The organism is Sediminibacillus terrae, assembly GCF_009602435.1.
GTDB classification, from domain to species: Bacteria; Bacillota; Bacilli; order Bacillales; family Amphibacillaceae; genus Sediminibacillus; species Sediminibacillus terrae.
The window spans coordinates 172,057-196,009 of the sequence record NZ_VZDQ01000024.1 but is presented as its reverse complement, the minus strand read 5'-3'; the positions used below and the strand labels follow the sequence as shown (position 1 = coordinate 196,009).

At 45.1% G+C, this 23,953-nt stretch carries 20 protein-coding genes and 1 pseudogene; 14 read left to right on the top strand and 7 right to left on the bottom strand.

Annotated features, from left to right (window positions below; translation table 11 throughout):
• The first annotated feature begins 32 nt into the window (after positions 1 to 32).
• The 3 genes from F6X55_RS12195 to F6X55_RS12185 all read left to right on the top strand — a co-directional run bounded on the left by F6X55_RS12195 (position 33) and on the right by F6X55_RS12185 (position 4,521).
• Positions 33 to 1,247 carry a carbohydrate ABC transporter permease gene (locus F6X55_RS12195; protein WP_153463607.1) on the top strand — a complete coding sequence of 405 codons (1,215 nt, stop codon included), beginning with the start codon at positions 33 to 35 and terminating at the stop codon, positions 1,245 to 1,247.
• 67 nt (positions 1,248 to 1,314) lie between these two features.
• A complete protein-coding gene (locus tag F6X55_RS12190; protein ID WP_035426988.1) occupies positions 1,315 to 2,106 on the top strand; it encodes a carbohydrate ABC transporter permease in 792 nt (263 codons plus the stop codon).
• Between the two features lie 96 nt (positions 2,107 to 2,202).
• Positions 2,203 to 4,521, top strand: a complete 2,319-nt coding sequence (locus F6X55_RS12185; protein WP_153463604.1) for a glycoside hydrolase family 65 protein — start codon at positions 2,203 to 2,205, stop codon at positions 4,519 to 4,521.
• Between the two features lie 584 nt (positions 4,522 to 5,105).
• Here the strand turns inward: F6X55_RS12185 and F6X55_RS20230 are convergent.
• Positions 5,106 to 5,390, bottom strand: coding sequence for a hypothetical protein (locus tag F6X55_RS20230; RefSeq protein WP_237648657.1), 285 nt, complete (start codon positions 5,388 to 5,390; stop codon positions 5,106 to 5,108).
• Positions 5,391 to 5,435: 45 nt separating this feature from the next.
• Positions 5,436 to 6,638, bottom strand: a pseudogene (locus F6X55_RS20355) (peptidase M6); the annotation flags it as partial.
• A gap of 873 nt (positions 6,639 to 7,511) precedes the next feature.
• Here F6X55_RS20355 and F6X55_RS12175 point away from each other — a divergent pair.
• Positions 7,512 to 9,161 (top strand): ABC1 kinase family protein, encoded by a 1,650-nt coding sequence (locus F6X55_RS12175; protein WP_026570833.1) that lies wholly within the window; start codon positions 7,512 to 7,514, stop codon positions 9,159 to 9,161.
• A complete protein-coding gene (locus tag F6X55_RS12170) occupies positions 9,162 to 9,467 on the top strand; it encodes a phasin family protein (protein ID WP_153463602.1) in 306 nt (101 codons plus the stop codon).
• 80 nt (positions 9,468 to 9,547) lie between these two features.
• Here F6X55_RS12170 and F6X55_RS12165 read toward each other — a convergent pair whose 3' ends face one another.
• The gene (locus F6X55_RS12165) at positions 9,548 to 10,387 is read right to left on the bottom strand and encodes an STAS domain-containing protein (RefSeq protein ID WP_026570831.1); all 840 of its coding nucleotides are present in this window, start codon (positions 10,385 to 10,387) and stop codon (positions 9,548 to 9,550) included.
• Between the two features lie 153 nt (positions 10,388 to 10,540).
• On the opposite strand from F6X55_RS12165, the gene coxB reads away from it, so the two are divergent.
• From coxB to F6X55_RS12145, 4 genes are all read left to right on the top strand, one after another.
• Entirely contained in the window at positions 10,541 to 11,236 is a 696-nt protein-coding gene (gene coxB / locus F6X55_RS12160; protein ID WP_051382150.1) for a cytochrome c oxidase subunit II, read from the top strand.
• Positions 11,237 to 11,265: 29 nt separating this feature from the next.
• Positions 11,266 to 13,188 carry a cytochrome c oxidase subunit I gene (locus F6X55_RS12155; protein ID WP_153463600.1) on the top strand — a complete coding sequence of 641 codons (1,923 nt, stop codon included), beginning with the start codon at positions 11,266 to 11,268 and terminating at the stop codon, positions 13,186 to 13,188.
• Positions 13,181 to 13,753, top strand: a complete 573-nt coding sequence (locus F6X55_RS12150; RefSeq protein WP_153463598.1) for a cytochrome c oxidase subunit 3 — start codon at positions 13,181 to 13,183, stop codon at positions 13,751 to 13,753. The genes F6X55_RS12155 and F6X55_RS12150 overlap by 8 nt, the downstream gene beginning before the upstream one ends.
• A 216-nt stretch (positions 13,754 to 13,969) precedes the next feature.
• Entirely contained in the window at positions 13,970 to 14,107 is a 138-nt protein-coding gene (locus tag F6X55_RS12145; protein ID WP_153463595.1) for a hypothetical protein, read from the top strand.
• A gap of 189 nt (positions 14,108 to 14,296) precedes the next feature.
• Here the strand turns inward: F6X55_RS12145 and F6X55_RS12140 are convergent, their stop codons facing one another.
• On the bottom strand, positions 14,297 to 15,013 hold the full coding sequence (locus F6X55_RS12140) for a YwaF family protein (protein ID WP_153463592.1): 717 nt from the start codon (positions 15,011 to 15,013) through the stop codon (positions 14,297 to 14,299).
• 237 nt (positions 15,014 to 15,250) lie between these two features.
• Here F6X55_RS12140 and F6X55_RS12135 point away from each other — a divergent pair, with 237 nt between their 5' ends.
• From F6X55_RS12135 to F6X55_RS12125, 3 genes are all read left to right on the top strand, one after another.
• On the top strand, positions 15,251 to 16,594 hold the full coding sequence (locus F6X55_RS12135; RefSeq protein WP_153463589.1) for a sodium-dependent transporter: 1,344 nt from the start codon (positions 15,251 to 15,253) through the stop codon (positions 16,592 to 16,594).
• 142 nt (positions 16,595 to 16,736) lie between these two features.
• Positions 16,737 to 17,024: a YwdI family protein gene (locus F6X55_RS12130; protein ID WP_153463586.1), complete on the top strand. Its 288-nt coding sequence runs from the start codon at positions 16,737 to 16,739 to the stop codon at positions 17,022 to 17,024.
• Between the two features lie 14 nt (positions 17,025 to 17,038).
• Complete coding sequence (locus F6X55_RS12125; protein WP_026570825.1) at positions 17,039 to 17,407, top strand: DUF423 domain-containing protein; 369 nt, start codon at positions 17,039 to 17,041, stop codon at positions 17,405 to 17,407.
• On the opposite strand, the gene F6X55_RS12120 is transcribed toward F6X55_RS12125, so the two are convergent.
• The 3 genes from F6X55_RS12120 to hemQ all read right to left on the bottom strand — a co-directional run bounded on the left by F6X55_RS12120 (position 17,394) and on the right by hemQ (position 20,740).
• The gene (locus F6X55_RS12120) at positions 17,394 to 17,648 is read right to left on the bottom strand and encodes a hypothetical protein (RefSeq protein WP_153463583.1); all 255 of its coding nucleotides are present in this window, start codon (positions 17,646 to 17,648) and stop codon (positions 17,394 to 17,396) included. The two genes, F6X55_RS12125 and F6X55_RS12120, sit on opposite strands and share 14 nt — an antisense overlap.
• A 156-nt stretch (positions 17,649 to 17,804) precedes the next feature.
• Positions 17,805 to 18,365, bottom strand: a complete 561-nt coding sequence (gene gerQ / locus F6X55_RS12115; RefSeq protein ID WP_237648655.1) for a spore coat protein GerQ — start codon at positions 18,363 to 18,365, stop codon at positions 17,805 to 17,807.
• 1,625 nt (positions 18,366 to 19,990) lie between these two features.
• On the bottom strand, positions 19,991 to 20,740 hold the full coding sequence (gene hemQ, locus F6X55_RS12110) for a hydrogen peroxide-dependent heme synthase (RefSeq protein ID WP_026570821.1): 750 nt from the start codon (positions 20,738 to 20,740) through the stop codon (positions 19,991 to 19,993).
• A gap of 295 nt (positions 20,741 to 21,035) precedes the next feature.
• Between hemQ and pta the strand changes: the two genes are divergently transcribed.
• Positions 21,036 to 22,007: a phosphate acetyltransferase gene (pta, locus tag F6X55_RS12105; protein WP_026570820.1), complete on the top strand. Its 972-nt coding sequence runs from the start codon at positions 21,036 to 21,038 to the stop codon at positions 22,005 to 22,007.
• An 858-nt stretch (positions 22,008 to 22,865) separates the two neighbouring features.
• A complete protein-coding gene (gene menC / locus F6X55_RS12100; RefSeq protein ID WP_153464043.1) occupies positions 22,866 to 23,942 on the top strand; it encodes an o-succinylbenzoate synthase in 1,077 nt (358 codons plus the stop codon).
• Positions 23,943 to 23,953 lie beyond the last annotated feature (11 nt).

Below are 23,953 nucleotides of genomic sequence, written 5' to 3'. Positions count from 1 at the left end.
ATTATATCAAGAGTCGGGAGGGACATAGCCTTATGAGAAAAATGGGTTTTCGTGAATTTTTATTTATTGTTCCTATTCTGTTGCTAATCGGCATCTTTTCCCTGTGGCCGGTTCTTCAGTCCTTTACGTACAGCTTCTTCGACTTTCAGTTGAATGACCGTACAAAATCAGGACTTTACCTTAATGAACGGTTTAATGTCGATTTATACAAGGAAACATCCTTGTATGTCGATCGCTTTATCTCCCAGGACATGGAGACAATTACAGGTGAAGAAGACAAAGCCAATGCCGAGGAAGTTATCGACCAATTGAACAGCCTGGATGAGGAATTCGATAATGAAGAAGGAGTCATCACGATCAGCAGTGAGCAAAAGAAACAGATAGAAGCTGCTTATGAAAATGCCGATTCGACGGTCCAGACATTGGCTGATAACTATGAATTACAGCAAGAAGAAAACCTGCCGCTGCTAGTGGAAGATATCAAAAACAGTTTGATAGAGTCCAATTTCATTGGCTTCCAAGGTTATAAAAAGGCATTACAGGATCATTTTGTGCTTGATGCACTTAAGCATACTCTTGTATTTACGTTTGCCAGTGTCGCATTGGAGTTGGTTCTCGGCCTCGGCATGGCCATGGTCATGAACCAGGGGATTCGTGGAAAAGGGTTTATCCGGACTACCTCTTTGATTCCTTGGGCGATTCCTACCGCGGTGGCTGCCTTGATGTGGAGCTATCTGTACGATGGCAGTGCGGGTGTCGTGGCCGAAATTTTTTCCAATATTGGGCTGCTGGATGAACCGACCGATTTAATGCAGACAGGAGCAGGGGCAATGACCGCGGCAATCCTGGCTGACGTATGGAAAACCACTCCTTATATGGCCATTTTGCTGTTGGCCGGCCTGCAAAATATTCCAGGCTCCTTATATGAAGCCTCGTCGATTGACGGAGCGGGCAGAGTCCAGAATTTCTTCCGTATCACCTTGCCGTTATTGAAGCCATCGATTCTCGTCGCTTTATTGTTCCGGACACTGGATGCATTCCGGATTTTCGATTTGATTTACGTGTTGACCGGAGGCGGTCCGGGAGGCTCGACCGAAACCTTGTCGGTTTACTCGTATAAAGTGATGTTCGGCCAGACGAATTTTGGATACGGATCTGTCGTCGTCATGATCATGTTTGTGTGCGTCGCGATCATTTCCACTATTTATGTCAAATTCCTTGGAACGAACATCATGGATAGAAATTAAGGAGGGAAGCATGATGGCAAATAATGCAGGTGCAGAGAAAAAAGGCTTTGGCTGGCCGTTTTGGATAATGCTTATTTTTTACTTAGTAATCATCGTTTTCCCGTTTATCTGGATTTTGATCACTTCCTTTAAACAGACAGGCGAGATTTACGGCAACAATCCGTTTTCCATCATCCCGGAAAATCCGACGATGCAGCACTATGCTGATGTAATCATGGAAAAAGGGATTTTGCGGGCGATCGGCAACAGTCTGATTGTATCGGGTGTGACGACTGTCTACATCGTGATAGTGGCGACCTTTGCCGCCTATGCGATATCCCGCTTTGATTTTCGCGGAAAAAATATACTTTTAGGCATTGTATTGGCTGTTTCTATGTTTCCGCAAATGATCGTAATCGGACCTATTTATAATTTGTTTATCGATTTGGGTTGGACGAATAGTTACTGGATCACGCTTCCGTATTCATCGATCACTTTGCCGATGGCTGTCTGGATACTGGTCACTCACTTCAACCAAATCCCGCTGGCATTGGAGGAGTCTGCCCGGATCGATGGTGCATCGGCTTTCCAGACGCTCTATAAAATCGTGTTTCCGTTGGCGGCACCCGGTGTATTCACGGTTGCGATCATCACGTTCATCACGGCATGGAATGAATTTGTGCTGGCAATCACGATCAATTCCAATTCCGAATACCATACGGTTCCTGTCGCTATTTCCTTTTTGCGCACCCAATTCGAGATTCTTTGGGGACAGGTTGCTGCAGCTACGATACTCGTGACTATTCCGACACTGGTGATTGTATTGCTATTCCAGCGACAGATTGTCAATGGACTCACGCAAGGCGGGGTCAAAGAATGACATCACTCCCTGCTCAAGTAGGAGATTTGTAACCACAGACGAATTATTATATGGTAATCAAAACAAACACTATTATTGCATAGGAGGTTGAGGCACATGACTTGGAAAATATATAGCCACTCCTTGCGTGATACCGATCTTTTAAACGAAGAAAGCCTGTTCTTTTTGGGAAATGGCTATCTCGGTGTGAGAGGGAGTTTTGAAGAAGGCTACGGTCCTTCATTTGAGTCCATTCGCGGAACATATTTAAATGCTTTTCATGATACCATCAATATTTCGTATGGAGAGAAGCTTTACGGTTTTCCCGCGACCCAGCAAAAAATGCTCAATGTCATCGATGCTCAGACCATCGATATATACATTGGGGACGACAAAGAAAAGTTCGCCATCACAGAAGGGGAAATCCTTGATTATACGCGGACCCTTCACATGGACAAAGGATATACGGAAAGAAGCATCCACTGGCTGTCCCCTAGCGGCAAGGAAGTGAAGCTCACTTTTCAGCGCATGGTATCCTTTATCCATCGCGAGTTATTTATTAGCAAAGTAATTATCGACCCGATCAATTTCAATGACAAAGTCACCGTAATGTCTACGGTGGACGGGGATATTTCCAATTACATCAGCATGGATGACCCGCGCCTCGCTGCCGGCCATTCCAAGAGCCTGGCTGTAAAGGATATAGAGGTTCATAATGATACGGGGTATATCATGTGCGAAACGGAAACTTCCGGGTTGCAAGTCGGCTGCCACACGAGCCATTACCTTCCGAACAATAACGATATTGAGCCGGACATTGAACAGGATGAACAAAAGATATACTTTTCGTACACATTTGATAAAAAGAAGACAGATGCAGTGGAGATCATTAAGCAAAATATCTATGTCGATACGTTGAGGCATGGAGATGATTTGAAAGACCGGGCGAAAAGCATTTACTATCGTCTGCGGGATGTCGAATTCGAAACCCTCCTCCGGTCACAGGAAGACTATTTAAAGCTTTTCTGGGAGCGAAGCGATGTAGAGATTCAAGGCGAAGCGAAGCTGCAGGAAGGCATCCGTTTTAACTTGTACCATCTGCTGCAATCGTCAGGACGAGATAAATTCAGTAACATTTCCGCCAAGGGACTGTCCGGAGAAGGTTATGAAGGCCATTATTTCTGGGATACGGAAATCTATTTATTTCCTGTCTTTCTGATGACCAATCCAGAATTGGCCAAGCAGCTGCTCATCTACCGTTACTCGATCCTTGAACAGGCAAGGCAATGGGCACGGACACTTGGACATAGGCAGGGAGCTTTGTTTCCGTGGCGGACGATAACAGGCGAGGAATGCTCTTCCTATTTTCCGTCGGGGTCTGCCCAGTATCATATCAGCGCGGATATAGCTTATAGTTATATCCAGTATTATTTTGCCACCCATGACGAGCAGTTCATGCTTGATTATGGAGCAGAGTTATTGATTGAAACGGCAAGATTATGGATGGATACCGGACACTTCAGACGAGATGGAAGTTTTGCGATTGACGAGGTGACGGGTCCAGACGAATATACATGTCTGGTGAACAATAACTATTATACCAATGTAATGGCCAAGCATAATCTGCTGTGGGCAGCCAAGATTGTGGAACGTTTGCCTAAATGGGATGAACGGATAGCGGAACAGTTATTTGATCAGATTGGTTTTGAGGAAAAGGAAATCGAAGCTTGGAAGCGGGCGGCGGAGAATATGTATCTGCCTTATGATCCTGAGTTGGATATCAATCCCCAGGATGATTCGTTTCTTCATAAAAAGAGGTGGGACCTCTCGGAGACACCTGATGAAGAAAAACCGCTGCTGCTTCATTATCATCCGTTGACCTTGTATAGATACCAAGTATGCAAACAAGCAGATACGATTTTGGCACACTTTTTATTGGAGGATGAACAGCAGTATAGCACATTGGAGAACACGTATGATTACTATGAAAAAATCACTACCCATGATTCGTCGCTGTCGTCATGTGTGTTCAGTATCATGGCGTCCAAGCTGGGATATATGAAAAAGGCATATGATTATTTCATTGAAACGGCCCGGCTTGATTTGGATAATACCAAAGGCAATACGAAGGATGGATTGCATATGGCCAACATGGGCGGTACGTGGATGGCGATCGTCTTCGGTTTTGCTGGTTTGCGCATCAAAGAAGACGGACTGCATATGGCTCCGCAGCTGCCGGATGAATGGGATAGCTACTCCTTCCACGTACAATACAACCATCAAGTCATCAAAGTGGACAGAGAAGTGAACAAACTAGTCCTCCACTTGCTCGAAGGACCAGATCTACCGATATGTGTAAATGGTGAAAAATACACCCTAAGAGCCGAAAAAGACCTAGTCATCAATCCGGAAACAAAAGCGGAAGCGACCGAATAGCGACGAAAAAAGTGCGCCCCCGCAACGGGGGTGGTTCAGCGTTGCCGCGCAAAGCGGCGGTATTAGTCGAACTTCCGGTTTTCCGCAGGAGATAAAGGAAACACGGAGCGTAAGCGACGATGTTGACTTATCGTACGGAGGCGAGGGAAGTTTTACGAGTCGCTGGGAGCTGGAGCTGGATGAAACAAAAGCGGAAGCGACCGAATAGCGACGAAAAAAGTGCGCCCCCGCAACGGGGGTGGTTCGGCGTTGCCGCGCAAAGCGGCGGTGTTAGTCTGCTCTATAACGTTCTGCTAACAAAGTGAACGGACAAAGTGAAACAAAATTGCTGGATATATTTTTATGTAGTCCGCAGCCCGAATACACTACGCTTTCCGCAGCGTCGGATTTCAGCAAGCTTTTGGTCAACAGTGAAGGGAAATCCTCTATCTTTCACTTTTATCTAGTTAAGTTCCAAGAGAATGCTAGATTTATATCTCCTAAATAGAGGGAAAAGAAAAGCAGAACCGCTCGGGCTAAGGCAAGAGCGGTTCTGCTTTATGGGTAAAAAGAGGGGAGCACACGACGTACAGTGAACCAGGTTCTTATTTCTGCTTTTTCTTCTTTTTTGGTCCCTTACTATCTTTTAATTCAATATTGTATTCAAACGGCACGGAATCAATACTTCCCTGTGGAGCGGCATACCAGGTAGTCATATAATTTGTTCCTTTTTTAAATAAATTACGCAAATTCAAAGCGTCGGCTTCCGTTATATTAAATGGATCCACATGATAGACTTTGAACTTGCCATGTTTATCTTCATTGACGAAAGTAACTGAATAATTGACGTATTGTTCAAGCAGCTCCTCTTTTGATTGTAATCCATCCATCGAGGACCCATCATACACCAAATCGATTTCTGGAATGGCGATATTATCGACAAACCAACCGGAATCAGTCGTTCCCCAGTCCGTCAAATAACGGAAAGATATATATACTTTTTGCCCAGCATAATCAGATAAATCAAACGTTTCTTGTTGCTAGTCATCAACATAACCGGTGAATCCAGGTACATTCTCTTTGATCTTCGGATAACCTTCCTCGACTACATCTGATCTAGTATGTTCATTTTCGAGACTGGTCCATGATTTCCCTTCGTCCGTTGAAACTTGGACAACACCGAAATCCCATTGTTCTTCGATATCAATGTAATGGTCGAATTGAAGGGAAGCTTCCGAAACATCCGATAAATCCGCTTCAAAGATCAGACTATTGTCTGCTTCATCTCCATCATTTCCCCAATAAACCTGGTTGCTGGAACCCAGCGGATTTGTGACAGTCTGCCAAAGGCTTGGCAGGAAGTCAACGCCGTCAAAGGTAATGTTTTCGATTTTTCCTTCAAAATCCAGCAGCTTGTAATCGGCCCCCCATGCAGGAACGCCATCTTTTTCGTACAAGGAAGCTTCTTCAAAGTTAACCGTATTTCCTCTAGTTTCACCGTCTTCTACCGGTATTTCGCGTAAGTCGATTGAATCAAAACCATAAATGCCTTTTTTGCCTTTCACTTTCTGGTTTTCATCGATCAACAAGGCAGTGACGAACTTTTCGAAGACGCTTTGGAAATCCTCTTTGATACCGAAGTCCTTGTACGCCTGGTTATAGCTTTCAATGCCATGCAGCGGACTGGTAGCAACATCACGTATGAATTCCTGTCCGAATTGCTCGTAATTGTACAAAGTGAACAAATAGACAAGGCCATAATCAGCAATCGTTTCCGGACCTGTATCGGCTCCGACATGTTCATCCCAATTCACCAGGGAATTTTCCGGATGATCGAGCAGGAAGTTGATGGAACCATAATCGTGCCCATACCCCCCTAGATATTCAGAGAATGTCGACATTCCTTCATTAAGCCAAGTAGTTTCTGTACTGTCGTTATCATTGTGGATCAAATGCTGGAATTCGTGCATTGTAGTGGCGAAGAAAGTACTTTCCAGGCGTTCTTCCCAGTTATTTGCATCTATTGTAACAATGTTTCGGTCGATATAGCTCTCCAATGTACTCCAGAAAAAACCAGCGACAAAGAACGGGTAATCCGGATCATGGTAGTTATCGTCTTTGATGTTATCAACCAGCATGATTGTTTTGTCATTGCCATCTTCCGACTGGTAGTATCCTTCTGGAAGCCCAACCAAATCCGGAAGCGGAGAATTGCTTCCGTCGAGAGAATCAGGAGTTCCAAAGAATGCAGTTGTTTTCGGGAAAATATTTTCGTCAAACTCATCAGCAAGCTTGTCTACCTGTTCCTGAGTTACGACCTGTGGATCTCTAGGATCCCCCTCCGGGAAACTAAGATCCTCTGCCACCCAAATTTCCACGTTGTCGCCTACGCTGCGCAAGGTGAATTCTTTAAAGCTCAAGTCGCGATCGAGAAACAGTTTGGTTCCGCCATCATATGTGAATCCTTCATCGGTTGTTGTACTGCTTGCCGTCTCGGCTTCGTTGAAATTCACTTTTGCTGCTGATTGTTTAATCAGCTTTCTTGCTTCTTTTTGAAACTCCTCATCTTTCGACTTCTCGTTCAACTCTGCACTGATGTCCAACTCGTCCCCATACCGCTCGATGTTCCATCTTTCCGTGCTTTCTGCTGCCGCTGTCTGGTTGGAAGCAACAGGTGCAAACAAAGAAAAAGATAATACACTAGTAGAAATGATTGCGGTTAGTTTTTTCTTCAAATAACATTCCCTCCCCGAAATATAGATCAATAGGTGTGCTCCGCCATTTATCATTATAGTTATTTTTTCGCAATATTTGGAATAGTTATTTGGTAGCATTTCTACGACAGCATCCGCTGCCCGACTAGGCTTATGGACTTCTTTAACGGCTCATTCGATAGCCGACGACAAGCTTTGTGAAAAGGTGCTCGTTTTTTCTGCTCCCGATACGGGTATCTATTACTAATAATCAGGCACGGCCTTGGATAAGAGTGTGCATAGTGGATGGTGGTTTTAGTGAAATACAATACACTGTACCGAATATACAGCATCGTTTTCATGACAATGAAATTTCTCCTGCAAATTTACAGCTTCCAGTTCATACACCGTGTCTGGGACAAGGAAACCAATAAAAAATGGGAACGGATGCTGGCCGGGCAAGCCAGAGAGTATCGCAAAAATGCTTTGGAACTCGGTGGCTTGATGATAAAATTCGGTCAATTTTTAAGTACGCGAAGGGATTTACTGCCAGCTGCCTTTATAAAAGAGTTAGAAGGACTGACGGACAAAGTCAAATCGGTTCCGTTTAAGTATTCCCGGCAAACACTCGAGGAAGAGTGGGAGACAAATCTGGAAACACATCTTGCCGATTTCGACCGCTATCCAGTTGCGTCCGCGTCTATTGGAGAAGTGTACAAGGCAAAGCTGCATAACGGGGCGCCTGTTGCAGTGAAGGTAAGAAGACACCGTGTCGAAGAAGTTTTTCACAAGGACTTCCGGGCGCTGCGTATCGTGTTTTGGCTATTATCCCGGTTCACGATTTATGGAAAAAAAGCAGATTTGCAGAAGTTATATAAGGAAATTGTCTCGGTGATGAGTCAGGAGCTGGACTTTGAACAGGAATTGCAATATGCCAACTATTTCAAAAAGCGGTTCAAAGAAAATGAGAATATCCACATTCCGGAATACTATGATGAGTTGTGTACAGACAGGGTACTGGTAATGGAATGGGTCGATGGGGAAAGAATCGATAATCTTTCTTTTATGCAAGAACACGGCATCGATCGAAAACAAATAGCCAAGGCGTTATTTGATTTTTACATCGATCAATTCATCAATCCCGGGGTCTTCCATGCGGACCCCCATGTCGGGAACCTTCTTATTCAACAAGACGGAACGATCGCCGTTCTTGACTTCGGCATGGCAGGGGAAATCCGGAAAGAAGATACAAAGCAGTTGCGGAGTGTTGTGCAAGGAGTCATCCTGGATGATTATGACCGTGTGATACATGCGCTGCTTGAAATGGATTTCCTTCTGGAAAACTATGATACAGAAAAAATAAAAAAACTATTGAAGAAAACACTCGATATCTATCAGGAGCAAGCAGGACAGCGGATGCAGGGTGAATTGCTGGAACAGGTCATGGAGGATCTTCAAGTGTTTGTGAAAGAACAACCGATCCAGCTTCCGGCCGATTATGCATTCCTGGGCAGGGCGGCATCTATCTTGCTTGGTGTACTGTTATCGATTTATCCGGAAGTAGACATGGTGAAATGGGCACGTCCTGTCGTGAAACAGTGGGCCTCCGGTGAGAATGGCAAAGGATCCATTTATACAGAGGTGTTTAAAGAATCGGCCCGTCCGCTGCTGTCGCTGCCACGAGAACTGATTGACTGGATGAACGATGGGGAAAGGGATCGTGAATGGGCAAAAAACAAACAGCGCTATAAATTCATGCATCAATACTACTTATTTTACGCAGCCATCTGTTTTTTCTTATTAACTGTCGCTGCTGCCGTGTTTTCCGCTGGTTGGTTCATAGACTCCCGCGAACTCATAAAGGGTGGCGCGTTTGCGAGTGGAATGTTTCTCATTTTGTTGGGTGCACTGGCAAGGAAGCACCACAAGATGATTCACTCTTTAAAACATAAAAGGAGGTTTTGGTAAATGAGTGATTTGCTGAAAAGAGGATTTCTGCTTGGATTGGGAGCTGCAGTACTTGGAAAGGAAAGCTTGAAAAAGAAGTTGGACGAAATGGTGGCGAACGATGAATTGACAGTGAAACAAGCGAGAGAAATGCTGCGGAAATTCACCGAAAGAGGAGAGTCGAAAGCGGCGGAATGGAGTGAACAGCAGACTGATCAAAAAAATAAAATCATTGATGAACTGGGAATCGCTACGAAAGAGGAACTGCAAGAATTGGAGATAAGACTTCAAAAACTGGAAAACTTTCATTACAAAGAAAACGAGTGATAGTCTTGCCGGCTTTCCCGTTAAACTTTCAAGCTTCAAACGGGAAAGCCATCATGGTCGATAAGACGAGCAGACGCCAATCAGCTTTGCTGCTGGCGGAGCATTTCCACTGCCTGCTTCAAATGCGATTTTGTAATGACGCCTTTGTCTTTGAACAAGCCTAGTTTCATTGCCCTTATGCTCATTTCCGGCTTAATGCCGGTAAGAATTGGCGAAATTCCAAGCAGCTTTAATAAATCCAGCAGCTTATATAAATAACTGACAAATAAATCGTTTACCGTAACAACGCCGGAAAGGTCGATAACCAACCAGTCAATCGCCAGCTTGCTGGCTTTTTGGGTGGTTTCCTCGAGAAGGATTTCCGCCCGTTTTTCATCTATTTCCCCGATCACCGGCAGTATGGCTACCTGATCCATAATCGGGACGATCGGCGTTGATGCTTTCAAATACTTTTCTTCAAAACTGCTTAATTTTCGTTCATCTTCTTCCTTCAGGGTAATGCTTACCCCATGGATGATATGATTATACAACTGATCGATTCTTGTCATCGTTTCCAAAGCTTCGTGATATTGATTCTCGGCAGCTATTTCTTCTATGAATGACCAGAGGACACGCTTATGTACACTCAATTTGGCCAGCGAGTCGGATAAACTGTTTTTCCGTTCGACCAGCAATTGGCCGGTTTTCTGCCCCCATTTAACAGCTTCTTGATTGGAAACTTCATTATCAGGCAGCAAGTCGGCAATCGTCGTGATCAAGTCATGCAAAAATTGATAGGACAACTCGTGGTCGATTTCTGTATGGTCCTGGAAAGTTTCCGGAAAACTTTCAAACAACTTTTGGAGCAGTGAATCGGACAGCTGCTGGACGTTTTCCTGCAGTTGCTTTTGAAAGTAAGCGAGCTGTTGGATTTGTTCCAATTCTTCACCTCCCCTTGTAAGTTTGCTTGAATACATTATAACTGGTATGTCTTGTTTATGCCATTGGGAACTCTTCTTCTGACGGAGGTTGGCATGCGGGACCTTCATGACGGTGTAACGTAAGTACCTTAAAGGAAAGAAAAGGTGGATAGGATGAAAAAAGCTTGGATTGTATTGCTTTTATTATTGAATGGTTGCCAAATCAGGACACTGAACCCGCACAGCCAGGTCGCTGGAGACCAGGCCATGTTAATTTATTTGAGCTTTGCCATCATGATTGTCGTGATGGCGGTAGTGTTTGTACTTTTGATTCGATTCGCCTGGAAATACAAACAGACTGCGAAAAACAAAGATGACGTCCCGGAGGAAATTAATAGTAATAAACGGCTTGAAATCATGTGGACACTGTTCCCGGTTCTGCTGTTGGCCATCCTTGCAGTTCCGACGGTTGTCGTCACCTACCATGTTTCACCTGAATCGAGAAACGGAACAGACAATGCAGCCGCCAATGAGGCGGCAATTCATATTCAGGTGACAGCGGAACGCTATGATTGGACATTCACCTATGAAAATGGCAAACAGTCGAATCGATTGGTTTTACCAGTCGGTGAACAAGCTATCCTCCATCTGCAATCGGAGGATGTCATTCATTCCTTTTGGGTACCGGAACTTGGCGGCAAGCAGGATGTCATACCTGGAAAAGAAATTTTGTTTGAAGTGACCCCGGATAAAACCGGAACGTTCCTGGGAAAATGCGCAGAATTTTGTGGCGTGAACCATGCCCTGATGAGGTTCGACACCGATGTATTGCAAGAAAAAGCTTACCGTAACTGGCTGCAGGAAGAATGAGAGAATTCATTTAATAAAGGGTGGAAAACATGACATTGCCTATTTGGGACAACGTATTATACATGCCTGGAGATGTAATAGCTGCCTGGATCATGATGTTGTTGGTGGGGCCGATACTCTTGCTATGGTTGAGTAAAACAAAGAAATGGCCGTTGGTTTGGGAGTATATGCGGACGACGAATCACCGGAAAATCGGCTCCATGTACGTGTTGTTCGGTTTTCTGTTTTTTCTGCGGGGTGGGATCGACGCTTTGTTGATGCGTACTCAATTGGCGGTCCCGGAAAACAACTTCTGGGTGTTTCAAGGAGACAAATACAATGAAGTTTTTTCGACGCATGGAACCATGATGATTTTTTTCGCAGCGATGCCGCTGCTGATCGGGTTGATGAATATCGCGGTTCCTTTGCAAATCGGCGCCAGGGATATGGCGTTTCCATTTCTGAATGCAGTGAGCTTTTGGATGTTCTTGGCCGGAGGCATGCTGTTCAATATGGCCTTTTTCCTGGACAGTTCCCCAAATGCGGGCTGGACTGCCTACACTCCTTTATCCACCGATACATATACACAGACAGAAGGCAATGACTACTATTTATTTGCTCTGCAGGTTTCCGGGCTGGGGACTACGTTGACGGCTGTCAATATGATCGTCACGATTTTGCGACATCGCGCCCCCGGAATGAAATGGAACCGGATGCCGTTGTTTCCTTGGGCCACGCTCGTCACGTCCCTTTTGATTCTGGTCGCTTTCCCGGTATTGACGATTGCCTTGTTTTTATTGATGTTTGAAAGGTTGTTTGATACCTCCTTTTTCTCAGGTGAAGCAGGTAATCCAGTATATTGGCAGCATTTGTTTTGGATTTTCGGCCATCCAGAGGTGTACATTTTGGCTTTGCCGGCATTCGGCATCTTTTCTGATGTCATTTCAACTTTTTCACGAAAAAAGGTGTTCGGTTATACTGCGATGGTGCTGTCGCTTTGCCTGATTGGTTTTCTTGGATTTATGGTTTGGGCGCACCATATGTTCACCGTAGGTCTTGGACCGATGGCAAATACCTTTTTTGCGATCACTACCATGTTGATAGCCATTCCCACCGGTATCAAAGTGTTCAACTGGTTGTTTACCATGAGGAATGGCGTGGTCCGTTTTACTGTGCCCATGCTGTTTGCACTCGCTTTTATTCCAACTTTTGTGATGGGCGGAGTCACCGGAGTGATGCTGTCCGTCGCGGCAGCGGACATGCAGTTTCACGATACACACTTTGTCGTCGCCCACTTTCACTATACGATTATCGGCTCCACGATACTGGGGGTTTTTGCAGGAATTTATTACTGGTATCCAAAAATAACGGGCAAATTGTTGGACCGTCGTCTCGGCATCTGGCATTTGGGTTTATTCATCACTGGTTTTCATTTAACGTTTTTCCTCATGCACATCACTGGGTTGAATGGAATGCCAAGACGGACGTACACCTATCAGTGGGGCGAGAACTTATTTGCATTTAACTTTATCAGCACGATCGGGGCATTTCTTATGGGGGCGGGAATGGCTGTGTTCATCTGGAACATTATCCGCACTCGGCAATCAGGGGACCATGCAGGGGCGGATCCATGGCAAGGGCGGACGCTGGAATGGCTTGTTTCTTCTCCGGCTCCGGAACACCCATTTACAAAGCAGCCGGTCGTAGATCAGCGGGATGCGTTTTGGTATGCCAAGCAAGCAGGAAGGCGGATGGCTGCCGGAACAGATAGCCGGCCTGCTCCAATTGCGGGCAAAACCATCCAGCCGCTATGCATAGGTGCGATACTCTGGCTGTTATCGCTTTCCATGATTTATCAATGGTGGATACTGGCAGTCTTGAGCGGCGTTCTGGTGTTGGTGATGTTCTTGCTGCGGACGTGGCGTGATGAACGGATAAATACAATCGGAAAGGAGGGGACTGCCGATGAGTAAACAGGCGCAAGCGTTGTTTTTGGATAAAAGGATGGGATTTTTCATTTATCTATTCGTTGAAGGGATCATGTTTGCCGTTTTATTTGCCACGTATATCGTTTATACACCTTCACATCCCGGCCCCGATCCGCGGGATGTCTATTCTGTTCCATCGGTTTTGCTGGCATCGTTCTGCTTGTTCGCAAGCAGTGCAACCCTGCTTTTGGCCGAAAAGGGATTGAGCCGGAAGAGTATGCCTTTAGTCAGGGGGGGCATGGCGGCCACTTTTTTCCTCGGGGCCGGCTTTTTTCTTTTGGAAATCTACGAATATTTTCATTACGTGACGGAAGGATATACCTTTACTGTGAACAACTTTTTATCCTCCTTTTATATCCTGACCGGCCTGCATGCCGTCCATGTATTGTTCGGTTTATTATGGATGGTGGTGTTGACCCTGCACTCCTTTCGAACGCTGCCGTATGGACTTTATCAGGAAAAGCAGAAAATCTTTCAATATTATTGGCATTTCGTAGATGGAGTATGGTTGTTCATATTATTGATCGTATACCTACCATATATAGTGTAAGCGTATACAATATTGACAGTTCAATACTTTCTTGAATTTCTAGTAGACAGGCATAAAAGTCGCCAAATTTCAATAAAATTGCCTTTATTTTTTATAATTTTTTGAAAATAGCATTGAATATTTGGCATTTTAAAAGTAAAATAAACTGTAAACACTTAACGTTCAGGCACCTGTGGGGGGATGCCAACTTTTTCGAATGAGGAGGATAAACTCTGAATGATTGACTACACTGTATTTGTGAGCAATATAGAAAAGGAGTTAAAACGGGAACTCTGTAACGAAGAATTGGAATTCGTCCTATGGATGTATGGAAGGTATATAGAAGATCAACAGCAAATGAATTTTGTCATTTAAATAGATAGCCTGATAAAGCCTTGGAGCCTGTAGCTGCAAGGCTTTCTTGTTGTAAAGGAAATGATGAAATTAACTGTCTATGGATAATTATTGGCTGAAACAGCCGCATCCAGCTCCAGCGCCTACCCCCTCGAGGTCTTAAACCCATCCTCTGTGTGGCAAAAAACGCCACGAAATATGGAGGGGACATCATTTATTTTTCTCGGTGAAGAATTTTGCCGCTCCATACAAAAGGGCGAAGGCGATAAATGCTGCCATGACAAGATTCACATAATAGCTAGCCCCGTTGCCGAAATGGCTGAGCAGGGTATTGGCCGCAGGTTTTGCCAGATACAAGTAATTAGCTCCTGTCAACGGATTGATTAGCGTACCTACTACAAGCGCATAACCTGTCAGTAACAAAAATGACTGGAGCATCGATGCCAAAGTGATCCGTACAGGGGTGGAAAAAACCAGAAAAATTCCCGACCAGGAAATGGCAAGATGATGTAGGAAGAACTTCCAGAAACGGAAGTGTTCCGGCCCATAAGGTAAATCAGGCGTGATCAATGCCAGCATGGCTGGAACGACGGCAAGAAAATAAGTTAGCCTTATTAACGATTTATTCTGAAAGAGCAGCGCCAGCATCGCTATGATGGACGCTATGCCGCACAGGTGGAGTGGCATGTGATCCGGAAAGCGCCAAACTCCATGGTAAATGGCCCACCCCTGAAAAGAAAGCTCGCTGGAAAAAAGCATAAGGAATAACAGCCATCGTATGATGAGCCGGACAGAGTTTGTCTGCAATTGTTCACGTAGAAAAAACATGGCCAATACTCCGCAGGCATAGGCAGTCAGCATAAGCAAATGGCTGGTTGAAAATGGCTGAAACATATCAGTCGAAGACACATCGAACCACGCACCCATCCGTCATTCCTCCTTCTGCATCTAGCTCTCTACCAAACTAGCATAATATACCAGGGACATCCAAGGAAATTCCTGTTGAAAACTTGTTTTCCTCGCGTTATTGTATTAAGAAATGTTTTTTATTATGATAGGAAAGTATGTTTAAAAAACGCACATGAATCGGCGTAGAAAAAAACGGGCTGGAGTTTTTGGCCAGCTCATAAAACAAAAAAGATGGATACGGAAAGGAGTTGGACCATGAATTCCACAAGGGAAAGCTGGGCATCGAAACTCGGTTTCATGCTTGCAGCGATGGGTTCTGCTGTCGGACTGGGCAACATTTGGCGTTTCTCTTATGTAGCCGGCGAAAATGGCGGCGGAGCCTTTTTGATTTTGTATCTTGCGAGCATTGTCATTATCGGCATACCATTATTGCTCGCCGAAGTCAGTATCGGCCGCAAGGCAAAAAGTGACGTGGTCGGGTCTTACCGGACACTCGCTCCCCGAAAGCCATGGTATTTGGCAGGTTTTCTTGGAGTCTTTGGAGCGCTTTTGATTTTAGGGTTTTACAGTGTGGTGGCAGGCTGGTCCATGTATTATTTTTGGAATTATCTAACAGGTCAATTTTTTACGGTACCAGAGCAAGGTTATGGTGCAGCCTTCGAGATGTTCACCTCTTCCACTGCACAGCCTTTGTTGTGGCACGCCATTTTCATGGTGCTGACCATTGCGATTGTTTTGACGGGGATCAAAAAGGGCATCGAGCTTGCGAACAAAATTTTCATGCCGGCATTGGCTGTGTTATTGATCATCCTTGCCGGCTTCAGCTTGTCGTTGGATGGTGCGATGGAAGGGATGCGTTTTTTGTTTCAACCTGATTGGAGTGTACTCAGCGATCCATCTGTTTATATTGCCGCCCTCGGACAGGCGTTTTTCTCCCTTAGTTTAGGAGTCGGAGTCATGATGACATATGGAAGCTATCTTGGAGATCACCACAAGCTCCCGGGAGCAACTGTCGGTATCGGTTTGATGGATACCTTCTTCGCTGTTATCTCCGGGGTCGTCATCTTCCCGGCGGTATTTGCCTTTGGTATTGAACCAGACTCTGGTCCTGTGCTTGTGTTTATCACCCTCCCGGATATATTCAGCCAAATTCCATTTGGCGGGATTGTAGGAATCCTGTTTTTCTTGTCGTTGACCCTTGCTGCAGTCTCTTCATCTGTTTCTTTGCTGGAGGTGCCGGTAGCCTATCTGATGCGTTCCTTTAAATGGAGCCGTAAACTGGCCGCCATCATTACCGGGATAGTGATCTTTGTCTTGGGAATCGGCGCTTCCCTGGGAATGGGAGCTTGGTCAGGCTTCACGCCAATCGGTCAGCTTAACATCATGGATTCCATGGATTATGTAGCTTCCAACATTTTTCTTCCGATCGGCGGTCTGGTGATGGCGATGTTCATCGGATGGTATTTCAATAAAATGGACGCATTGACTGCCGCGGATTTGCAGCATGCTACGGTGGGCCATTGGTGGTATGTGATTGTAAAATACTTTGCACCTGTGATCATTTTGCTGATCTTCTTGAATGCCCTTGGTGTTTTGTAGGGAATGGTCATGGAAGGACGGGGGAAGTGAAGCGAAGCCTCCTTCCATGTTATACTTAGTTGGTTGAAGCAATAATAAAGAAGTAGCTATCGGCAGTTCGTTGATACGGCTAGTCTACTTGGGAAATAGAAGGAGGGATTCCATGGCAATTTCCAATCAGTCCGTTTTGACGAAAATGATGAGTGAATTGCAGGAAGCTCTGGCGAATAACGATCAAACTGCAGCTGTGAGAGAGCATGTCCGTGCGGTGCGTATGTTATGCGACTTAATGCTGGAAGAAGGCAATGCTGAAGCCGGACCGGAACAGGAATTGGCGAAAATGATGGGCGGTATGCACACTGGAAAGACTGGGTCATCAGGAATCCAATCTGCCGGAAAGCAAACGGCAGATCATGGAGAAGCAAACGGCAATTCGATTTTTGACTTTTAACAGAGGTGAAAATAATGAAATTGTTTCTGATTTTTGGCGTTATCAATGGTTTTCTGGCAGTAGCCCTGGGAGCGTTCGGGACTCATGGGCTGGAAGGGAAGATTTCCGAAAAAGCTTTGTCCACATGGGAGAAGGCCGTAAATTATCAAATGTTCCATACAATGGCGTTGCTCGTTACCGGACTGCTGGCCAGCCGCTTTCAAGCGGCCAGTCTGTCCACGGCTGGATGGTTGTTCTTTGTGGGCATCGTCCTGTTCTCGGGAAGTTTATATGTTTACGCGACGACAAGCGTCAAGTTTTTTGCCATGGTCACTCCGTTGGGCGGGTTGGCTTTCCTGGCTGGCTGGATCGTCCTCGGATATGCTGCGATTAAATTAATATGATCGCCAAATAACTGATAAGCACAAGGATGAAAAAAGCCCTGGCCATTTGTTGAGCGAATGGAAGGGTATGTTGTTTTTTATGCTCGGCAAGTCCTTCAAAAATAAAGCTGAAAGCCAGGAAATAGAACGCTGCGATTATCATGAACAGGCTTGCTTTGACAAGTGCGATCACCCCTAGAATCAAGGCAAGTCCCATCATGAGCAGCTGCAATTGAAAGAATTTTTTATAGGGATGCTTCACTAGGCAAGGCCTCCTTTTTTCCGTGTGATTGAATATCGACAATACGTGTTGCTGGCTTTCGTCAGCAGAAGAAACCCTTGCATGCTAAAAACCTGCAAGGGTTTTATAGTGAGGATAAAGAATGAACAGTCACGTTCCACTTGTGACATCGAACTGTCAGCGCCGTGGCTGGTAAGTGGCTGCCTGACCGGAACCACCGCCGTATGGATAGGTATAATTGATTTCCTCCGGAAAGGTGATGTAATCCAAGTAAACCATGAGAAGCAGATACCGGCGGTTCGTTTCCGGATCGCTAAGTATTAAATGATCCCTTCCCGCAGCTTCGATGATGCCTTTGAATATCATGGCATTCCAGCGATCATTGTTTTCGAATGTCATGTAGACGGTAGCCCGTTTGCCGCGGTTGAGCCGTAATATATTTTCAATATAGGACTGCTCGGTCGGCAGCATGCCGGGAATATCCGAAACGCCTGCAGTTTGCTGCTGCTGAGGCGCTTGCTGCGGTGGCTGCATTTGCTGCTGCGGCATTCCCTGCATCCCCTGCATCCCCTGCATCCCCGGATAATACCCCTGTTGGGCACCTTGCATCATTTGCTGCGGATAATAATAGCCGCCGGGTGTCTGCCCGTATCCATAGCTTTGCTGTCCTTGTGATGGATAACCGGCACTGCTGCTTCCTTGTGCTCCAGAAGGCATTTGTCTTTTATCTTTACTCATCTTGCGAACCTCTCCCTTCATCATCCACTCGATATTTATTCAGGCCCAGGCCTGTAAGAAAACCATTCTATGTTCCCGTGCACTTCCCGCCATACTCCGACAGAGCAGCGTATAAAAACTATACCTCCCGCATGAAATCCGTGTCTTTCTCGTTATGCTCAGTGATGGCTATAAGATGTCACCTCTTTCTTGATGCGAACGAGAGAATTTTCGTCACTGCCAATGCTCTCTAATAGATATACGTATGTCGTGGACAAAATCTATATGACCAAAAAGAAAGGAAAGGTGAAAAGGAGAAGGGGGAGAATAATGCGGGCAAAAAACAACGAGTTAGAATGTTTCCAAAACGGAATAATAAATTTGTTGTTTACATAATAGAAGAAACAGCGAAAGAAAGCTTAGACTTCCTTTCCTTCTTTTGTTTAATGAGTGCTTGTCAACGCTACGGCAAGATACTGCGCTTTCCACGGGCACGGCTTCAACTTCCTCAGAAAGCAAAAGGCGCTTTCTTGCGGGATTTTCAGCTCGTGCTGTTCCCGTAGGAGTCTCCGCATCTTGCCTTCGCTTAGTTACAGTGTCCTGACTTTAGAATGGAAAGATGCCGTTTTAACAAAGGAGTTTTCAAAGATTGGTGAAAACATAATTAAATTAAAAAGGGCTCCCGTCATTTTTTGTTAAAATAAGGATGTACCAAGAATTTAATTGAGAACAGGATTGAGTGCATTGAAATTATTATTAACATCCAACGGTTTTTACAATGACTTTATTAGGCGTTAGCGCTGGAGCTCTTTTACTCGGCCCTCACATTAAGGTAGTGCATTTCTTCACTCCAGAAATGGATAGACTAAACACTAAACTTTTCAGCACTATGACAGAGAAGACTTATTCAAGGATAGTAATAACAAGACAATTGAAGAAAGACTGAACGAATTTGAAACCCTTGAAAATTGTAAAATCACAAGACTTAAAGACGATGGATATATTACGACAGAAAAGTAATTTGATAGCTTTAAATTTCTCGCCTTGGGTAACTAGACTTTATACGCTGAAATAAGCATTTGCTTGACTCGTCTATCATTCTTTTTTCGAACATGAATCAAGAAATTTAGACATTTAATAGCGAGATCAACAATTGAAAAGCTCTAACCAATGTTTTGAGCGATATATGTTATGCGATAAGATGGAGTAAGAATCAACTCATGCGAAATTAACCATTTTTAATAAAAGACCGAGAAAAAGCATGGTCACACTGTTGTTGGGCCAGATACTTCGCTTTCGTAACAGCAAAGACAAAACGGAAAGCTCACCAGAATAAAAAGTATCTCTATCAACGGAGGCAAGGTGCGTAGACTCCAGCGGGATGAGCACGAGCTGAAGATCCACTTGGCAAAGCGTTATTCTTTGCCAAGTTAGCTGAAGCCGTGCCCGCGGAAAGCGAAGCACCTTGGCGGAGTGGAGCGTTTCACAATGTATAAGAGAAGGGTAGAGAACGGTTTGCTTTTTTCTAAATAAAAAACCGAACGATTTTGAATATCGTTCGGTTATTGTAATGGCACTATGCTTTTATCCCGGCTGCTAGTCTTTTTTATCACAAGGATAGGTTGACTAGGGCTTTCGGGATTATTTTACACTTGCAGGAAAGATGGTATTTGTTCAGGAGTCAAAATGCTGCCGACGTAGAAGGCGCCGAATTCGCCGTAGCGGGCGCTTACTTCGTCAAAGCGCATTTCATACACGAGCTTTTTGATTTCCAGTGAATCGTGGGCGAATAAAGTAACGCCCCATTCCCAATCATCCAATCCCATGGATCCTGTGATGATTTGCCGGATTTTCCCCGCATACTTTCTGCCGGTTTTACTATGCTCGTACATCAGCTTGCCGCGATCTTCAAACGGAAGCATATACCAGTTGTCGTCGCCCTGCCGGCGCTTGTCCATTGGATAGAAGCAGATGTACTGCCATTTTGGAAGCGTCGGTTTCAGCCTGGCCTGGGTTTCCGGCTTTTGTTCGGGATCTTCGCCGTCCTTGCTTGGTCTGTACTTGGAAAGCTCGACGACTGATACATAAGAATAAGCAGGCTTTGTGAATTCAGCTAGCTTGCTTTTATTGAATTCCGTTTCGATTTGATTCAATTCCTCCAAAGTCGGGCGTAACAGCATTAACAGAAAATCAGCTTTTTGGCCGACTATTGTATATAAGGCATGGCTGCCGTTGCGATTTTGTTCGACTTGCTCCCACTTTTCTAGGAGCTGCTGAAATTCGTGGATGGCAGCTTGTCGTTCGTCACTTGTGGCAAGCTTCCACGAAGTCCAGTCAATAGTACGTAAATCATGTAAACAATACCAGCCGTCCATTGTCTCAACTGCTTCTGGCATAGTAGGTCACTCCTTCAAGGTAAAGTATGTTTTTAATATAACATAATTAGGGAAAGATAATCATTAACGGAAACCCGGACAGCTTTCATTGGCAAAATCAGACAAACCCCTTGTCTCGCAAAAGATTTGGGGTGTCATTCCAAGGCTTCGAAAAGATTATCGGGCGCAAGTGTCATCATTTGGACATAAATGGGGACATGATAAGGTTTGCATGGTAATTTTCGAAACAGAAGGCTTTCATTTATACAGGAAAAAGCGTATCATGTATAACAGAATGAATGTTGGAGGTTTTTGAATGAGTGATTTATTTGTAGGTTTAAAAGATAAAGTGAAGTCGGATAGCAAGCGGATTGTATTTCCTGAAGGCTTGGACGAACGCATCTTGACTGCTGCCAGTCAACTTGGAGCTGAAGGTATCTTGAAACCTGTATTAATTGGAAATGAAGAAAAAGTAGTACAGAAAGCACAAGAGCTTCAAGTGGACGTATCGGGTTCTGAAATAATCGACCCGCAAAGTTATGCTGCATTTGATGAAATGGTGGCAAGCTTCGTCGAACGTCGTAAAGGGAAAAACACGGAAGAGCAGGCGAGGGAAATGCTCCTCGATGAAAACTACTTCGGTACGATGCTTGTATATATGGGGAAAGCTGACGGACTGGTCAGCGGAGCGGCCCATTCAACTGCAGACACTGTTCGCCCTGCTTTGCAAATCATTAAAACGAAGCCGGGAATCAAGAAAACTTCTGGCGTATTTATCATGGTGAAAGAAGAAGAAAAGTATATTTTCGCGGACTGCGCTATCAACATTGCGCCGGACAGCCAGGACTTGGCGGAGATTGCTGCAGCCAGCGCCGACACTGCCGAGCTTTTCGACATCGATCCGCGAGTCGCGATGTTGAGCTTTTCCACGAAAGGGTCTGCTAAGTCGGAAGAAACAGAGAAGGTCGCTGAGGCGGTCAAAATCGCCAAGGAACAAAATCCTAATTTACCACTGGACGGGGAATTTCAGTTCGATGCGGCTTTTGTTCCGGCAGTAGCCGAAAAGAAGGCACCGGACTCCGTACTGAACGGTGATGCCAATGTCTTTATCTTTCCAGGATTAGAAGCCGGAAACATTGGATACAAAATTGCACAGCGTCTGGGAAATTACGATGCTGTCGGTCCAATCCTGCAGGGTTTGAATCAGCCGGTTAACGATTTATCACGCGGCTGTGTTGCGGATGATGTGTACAAACTGGCAATCATCACGGCTGCACAGTCCCTGTAAAAGAATACAGATAGGATGGCAGAGCTTGTAGAGGAACCTCGGTTCTTTTGAAGCCAGTGATAAACTGAAGGCCTTTGAAAAGTAGAATTTTAAAAAAGCGGTCGGTATGAATTTAATTTCCATACCGGCCGCTTTTTATCTAATTTCAAGTGATTTGTGCCCTCTATTCCTTCATTCGTTTAACGATTCGTTTCACTACGACGGAAGTAAGCTAACAAGCTGGGTTCAAGGACGTCATCTTCTGGTGCCATCTCAGGGTACAAGAAAAAAGGGTGACTTTCTTTTAATAAATCAAAGAAAATCACGCTTCTTCGGTTTACCTCTGTTGATTCCACGAGGAGCGTTCGATGGTGACGCCTGCGGGAACAGCGCGAGCCGAAGATCCACTTGGTCAAGTGATTTTCTTTACCAAGTTAGCTGAGGCCGTGCCCGCGGCAAGCATCCATCGATAAGCGTCGTGAGCATCAACAACAAACTTGAACAGCTCTTTTAGATTAGAAAGGACTTTTTCAGTGGCCTCGTCCTTCCTGCAAGTTTTTCATGTGTGCTGTTTCCATACTGTAGGGAAAGAGACGTTCTCTATCAACATTATTGCTGGCAAGAGTAACCCATTGTTCCAAAAGAAGAATAGAAAACATAGCGCAATGTGTTTCCGCAGCGCAGGATTCACACTGCTCACTTTTCGAGCACACTTTTTTCGCGACCGAAAGAAGTGGTACGTCGATAGACAAAGTGCGTGCAAAGTATTACGATAAAAACCAACTGGAAACCAACGAACATTCTCTCTAAGGGAAGGAGGCATTCTGCTTGGAAAACGAACCTTTTTACATAGAAAAAGTCATCTTGCACCGGCTGGTCATGGATTTGAAGAATCCGTTCCAAACCAGTTTCGGAACGTTTTCGACGAAAGATTTTTTTATCGTGGAAGCTGTCGACGGAAATGGGAATAGCGGGTTCGGCGAGTCGGTCGCCTTTCCGGTCCCTTGGTACACGGAAGAAACAGTGGCGACAACCGAACATGTGATCAAGGACTTTTTATTGCCATTATTGTTCAAGAAGTCGATTCGCCATCCGGATGAAATCAGCAGCCGCTTTTCGGTGATTCGTCGCAACAACATGGCAAAGGCAGCAGTGGAAGGAGCGGTTTGGGACTTATTTGCCAAGCGTCAGGAAATTTCGCTTGCGGCTGCGTTGGGCGGAGGGCGAAGCCGAATAGAATCCGGTGTCAGTATTGGAATCCAACCATCCATTTCCAACTTGCTTACTGTCATGGAAGACCATCTGGAGGAAGGCTATAAGCGGATAAAATTGAAAATCAAACCCGGAATGGATGTAGAAGTCCTTCGCGAAGTTCGCCGCCATTTTCCCGACATCCAACTGATGGCCGATGCAAATTCTGCCTATACATTGAAAGATATCGATATCTTAAAACGGCTGGATGAATTCAACCTGACGATGATCGAACAACCGCTTGGACACGATGACATTTATGAACATTCCATTTTGCAAAGCAAGCTGGATACACCGATATGCCTGGATGAAAGCATCAATTCCCTGACAGACGCGAGGGCTGCCGTCGGACTGGGAAGCTGCCGGGTAATCAATCTTAAAATCGGGCGGGTCGGTGGTCTGAGCGAAACGAAAAAAATACATGACTTCTGCCAGGAAAATAACATACCTGTTTGGTGCGGAGGGATGCTGGAAGCAGGTGTGGGGCGGGCCCATAATATTGCCATAGCTAGTTTGCCGCAGTTTTTGTATCCTGGTGATATTTCTGCATCGGACCGCTATTGGCACCGGGATATCATTACACCGCCGGTTATGCTGCAAAATGGTGGGATCGCGTTAAAAGATATTCCTGGTATTGGGTATGACATCGATTGGCAGGCCTTAGAATCGAATCGGATAGAACGGCAGGTCCATCGGAGACTGTAAAACAAGAAGCA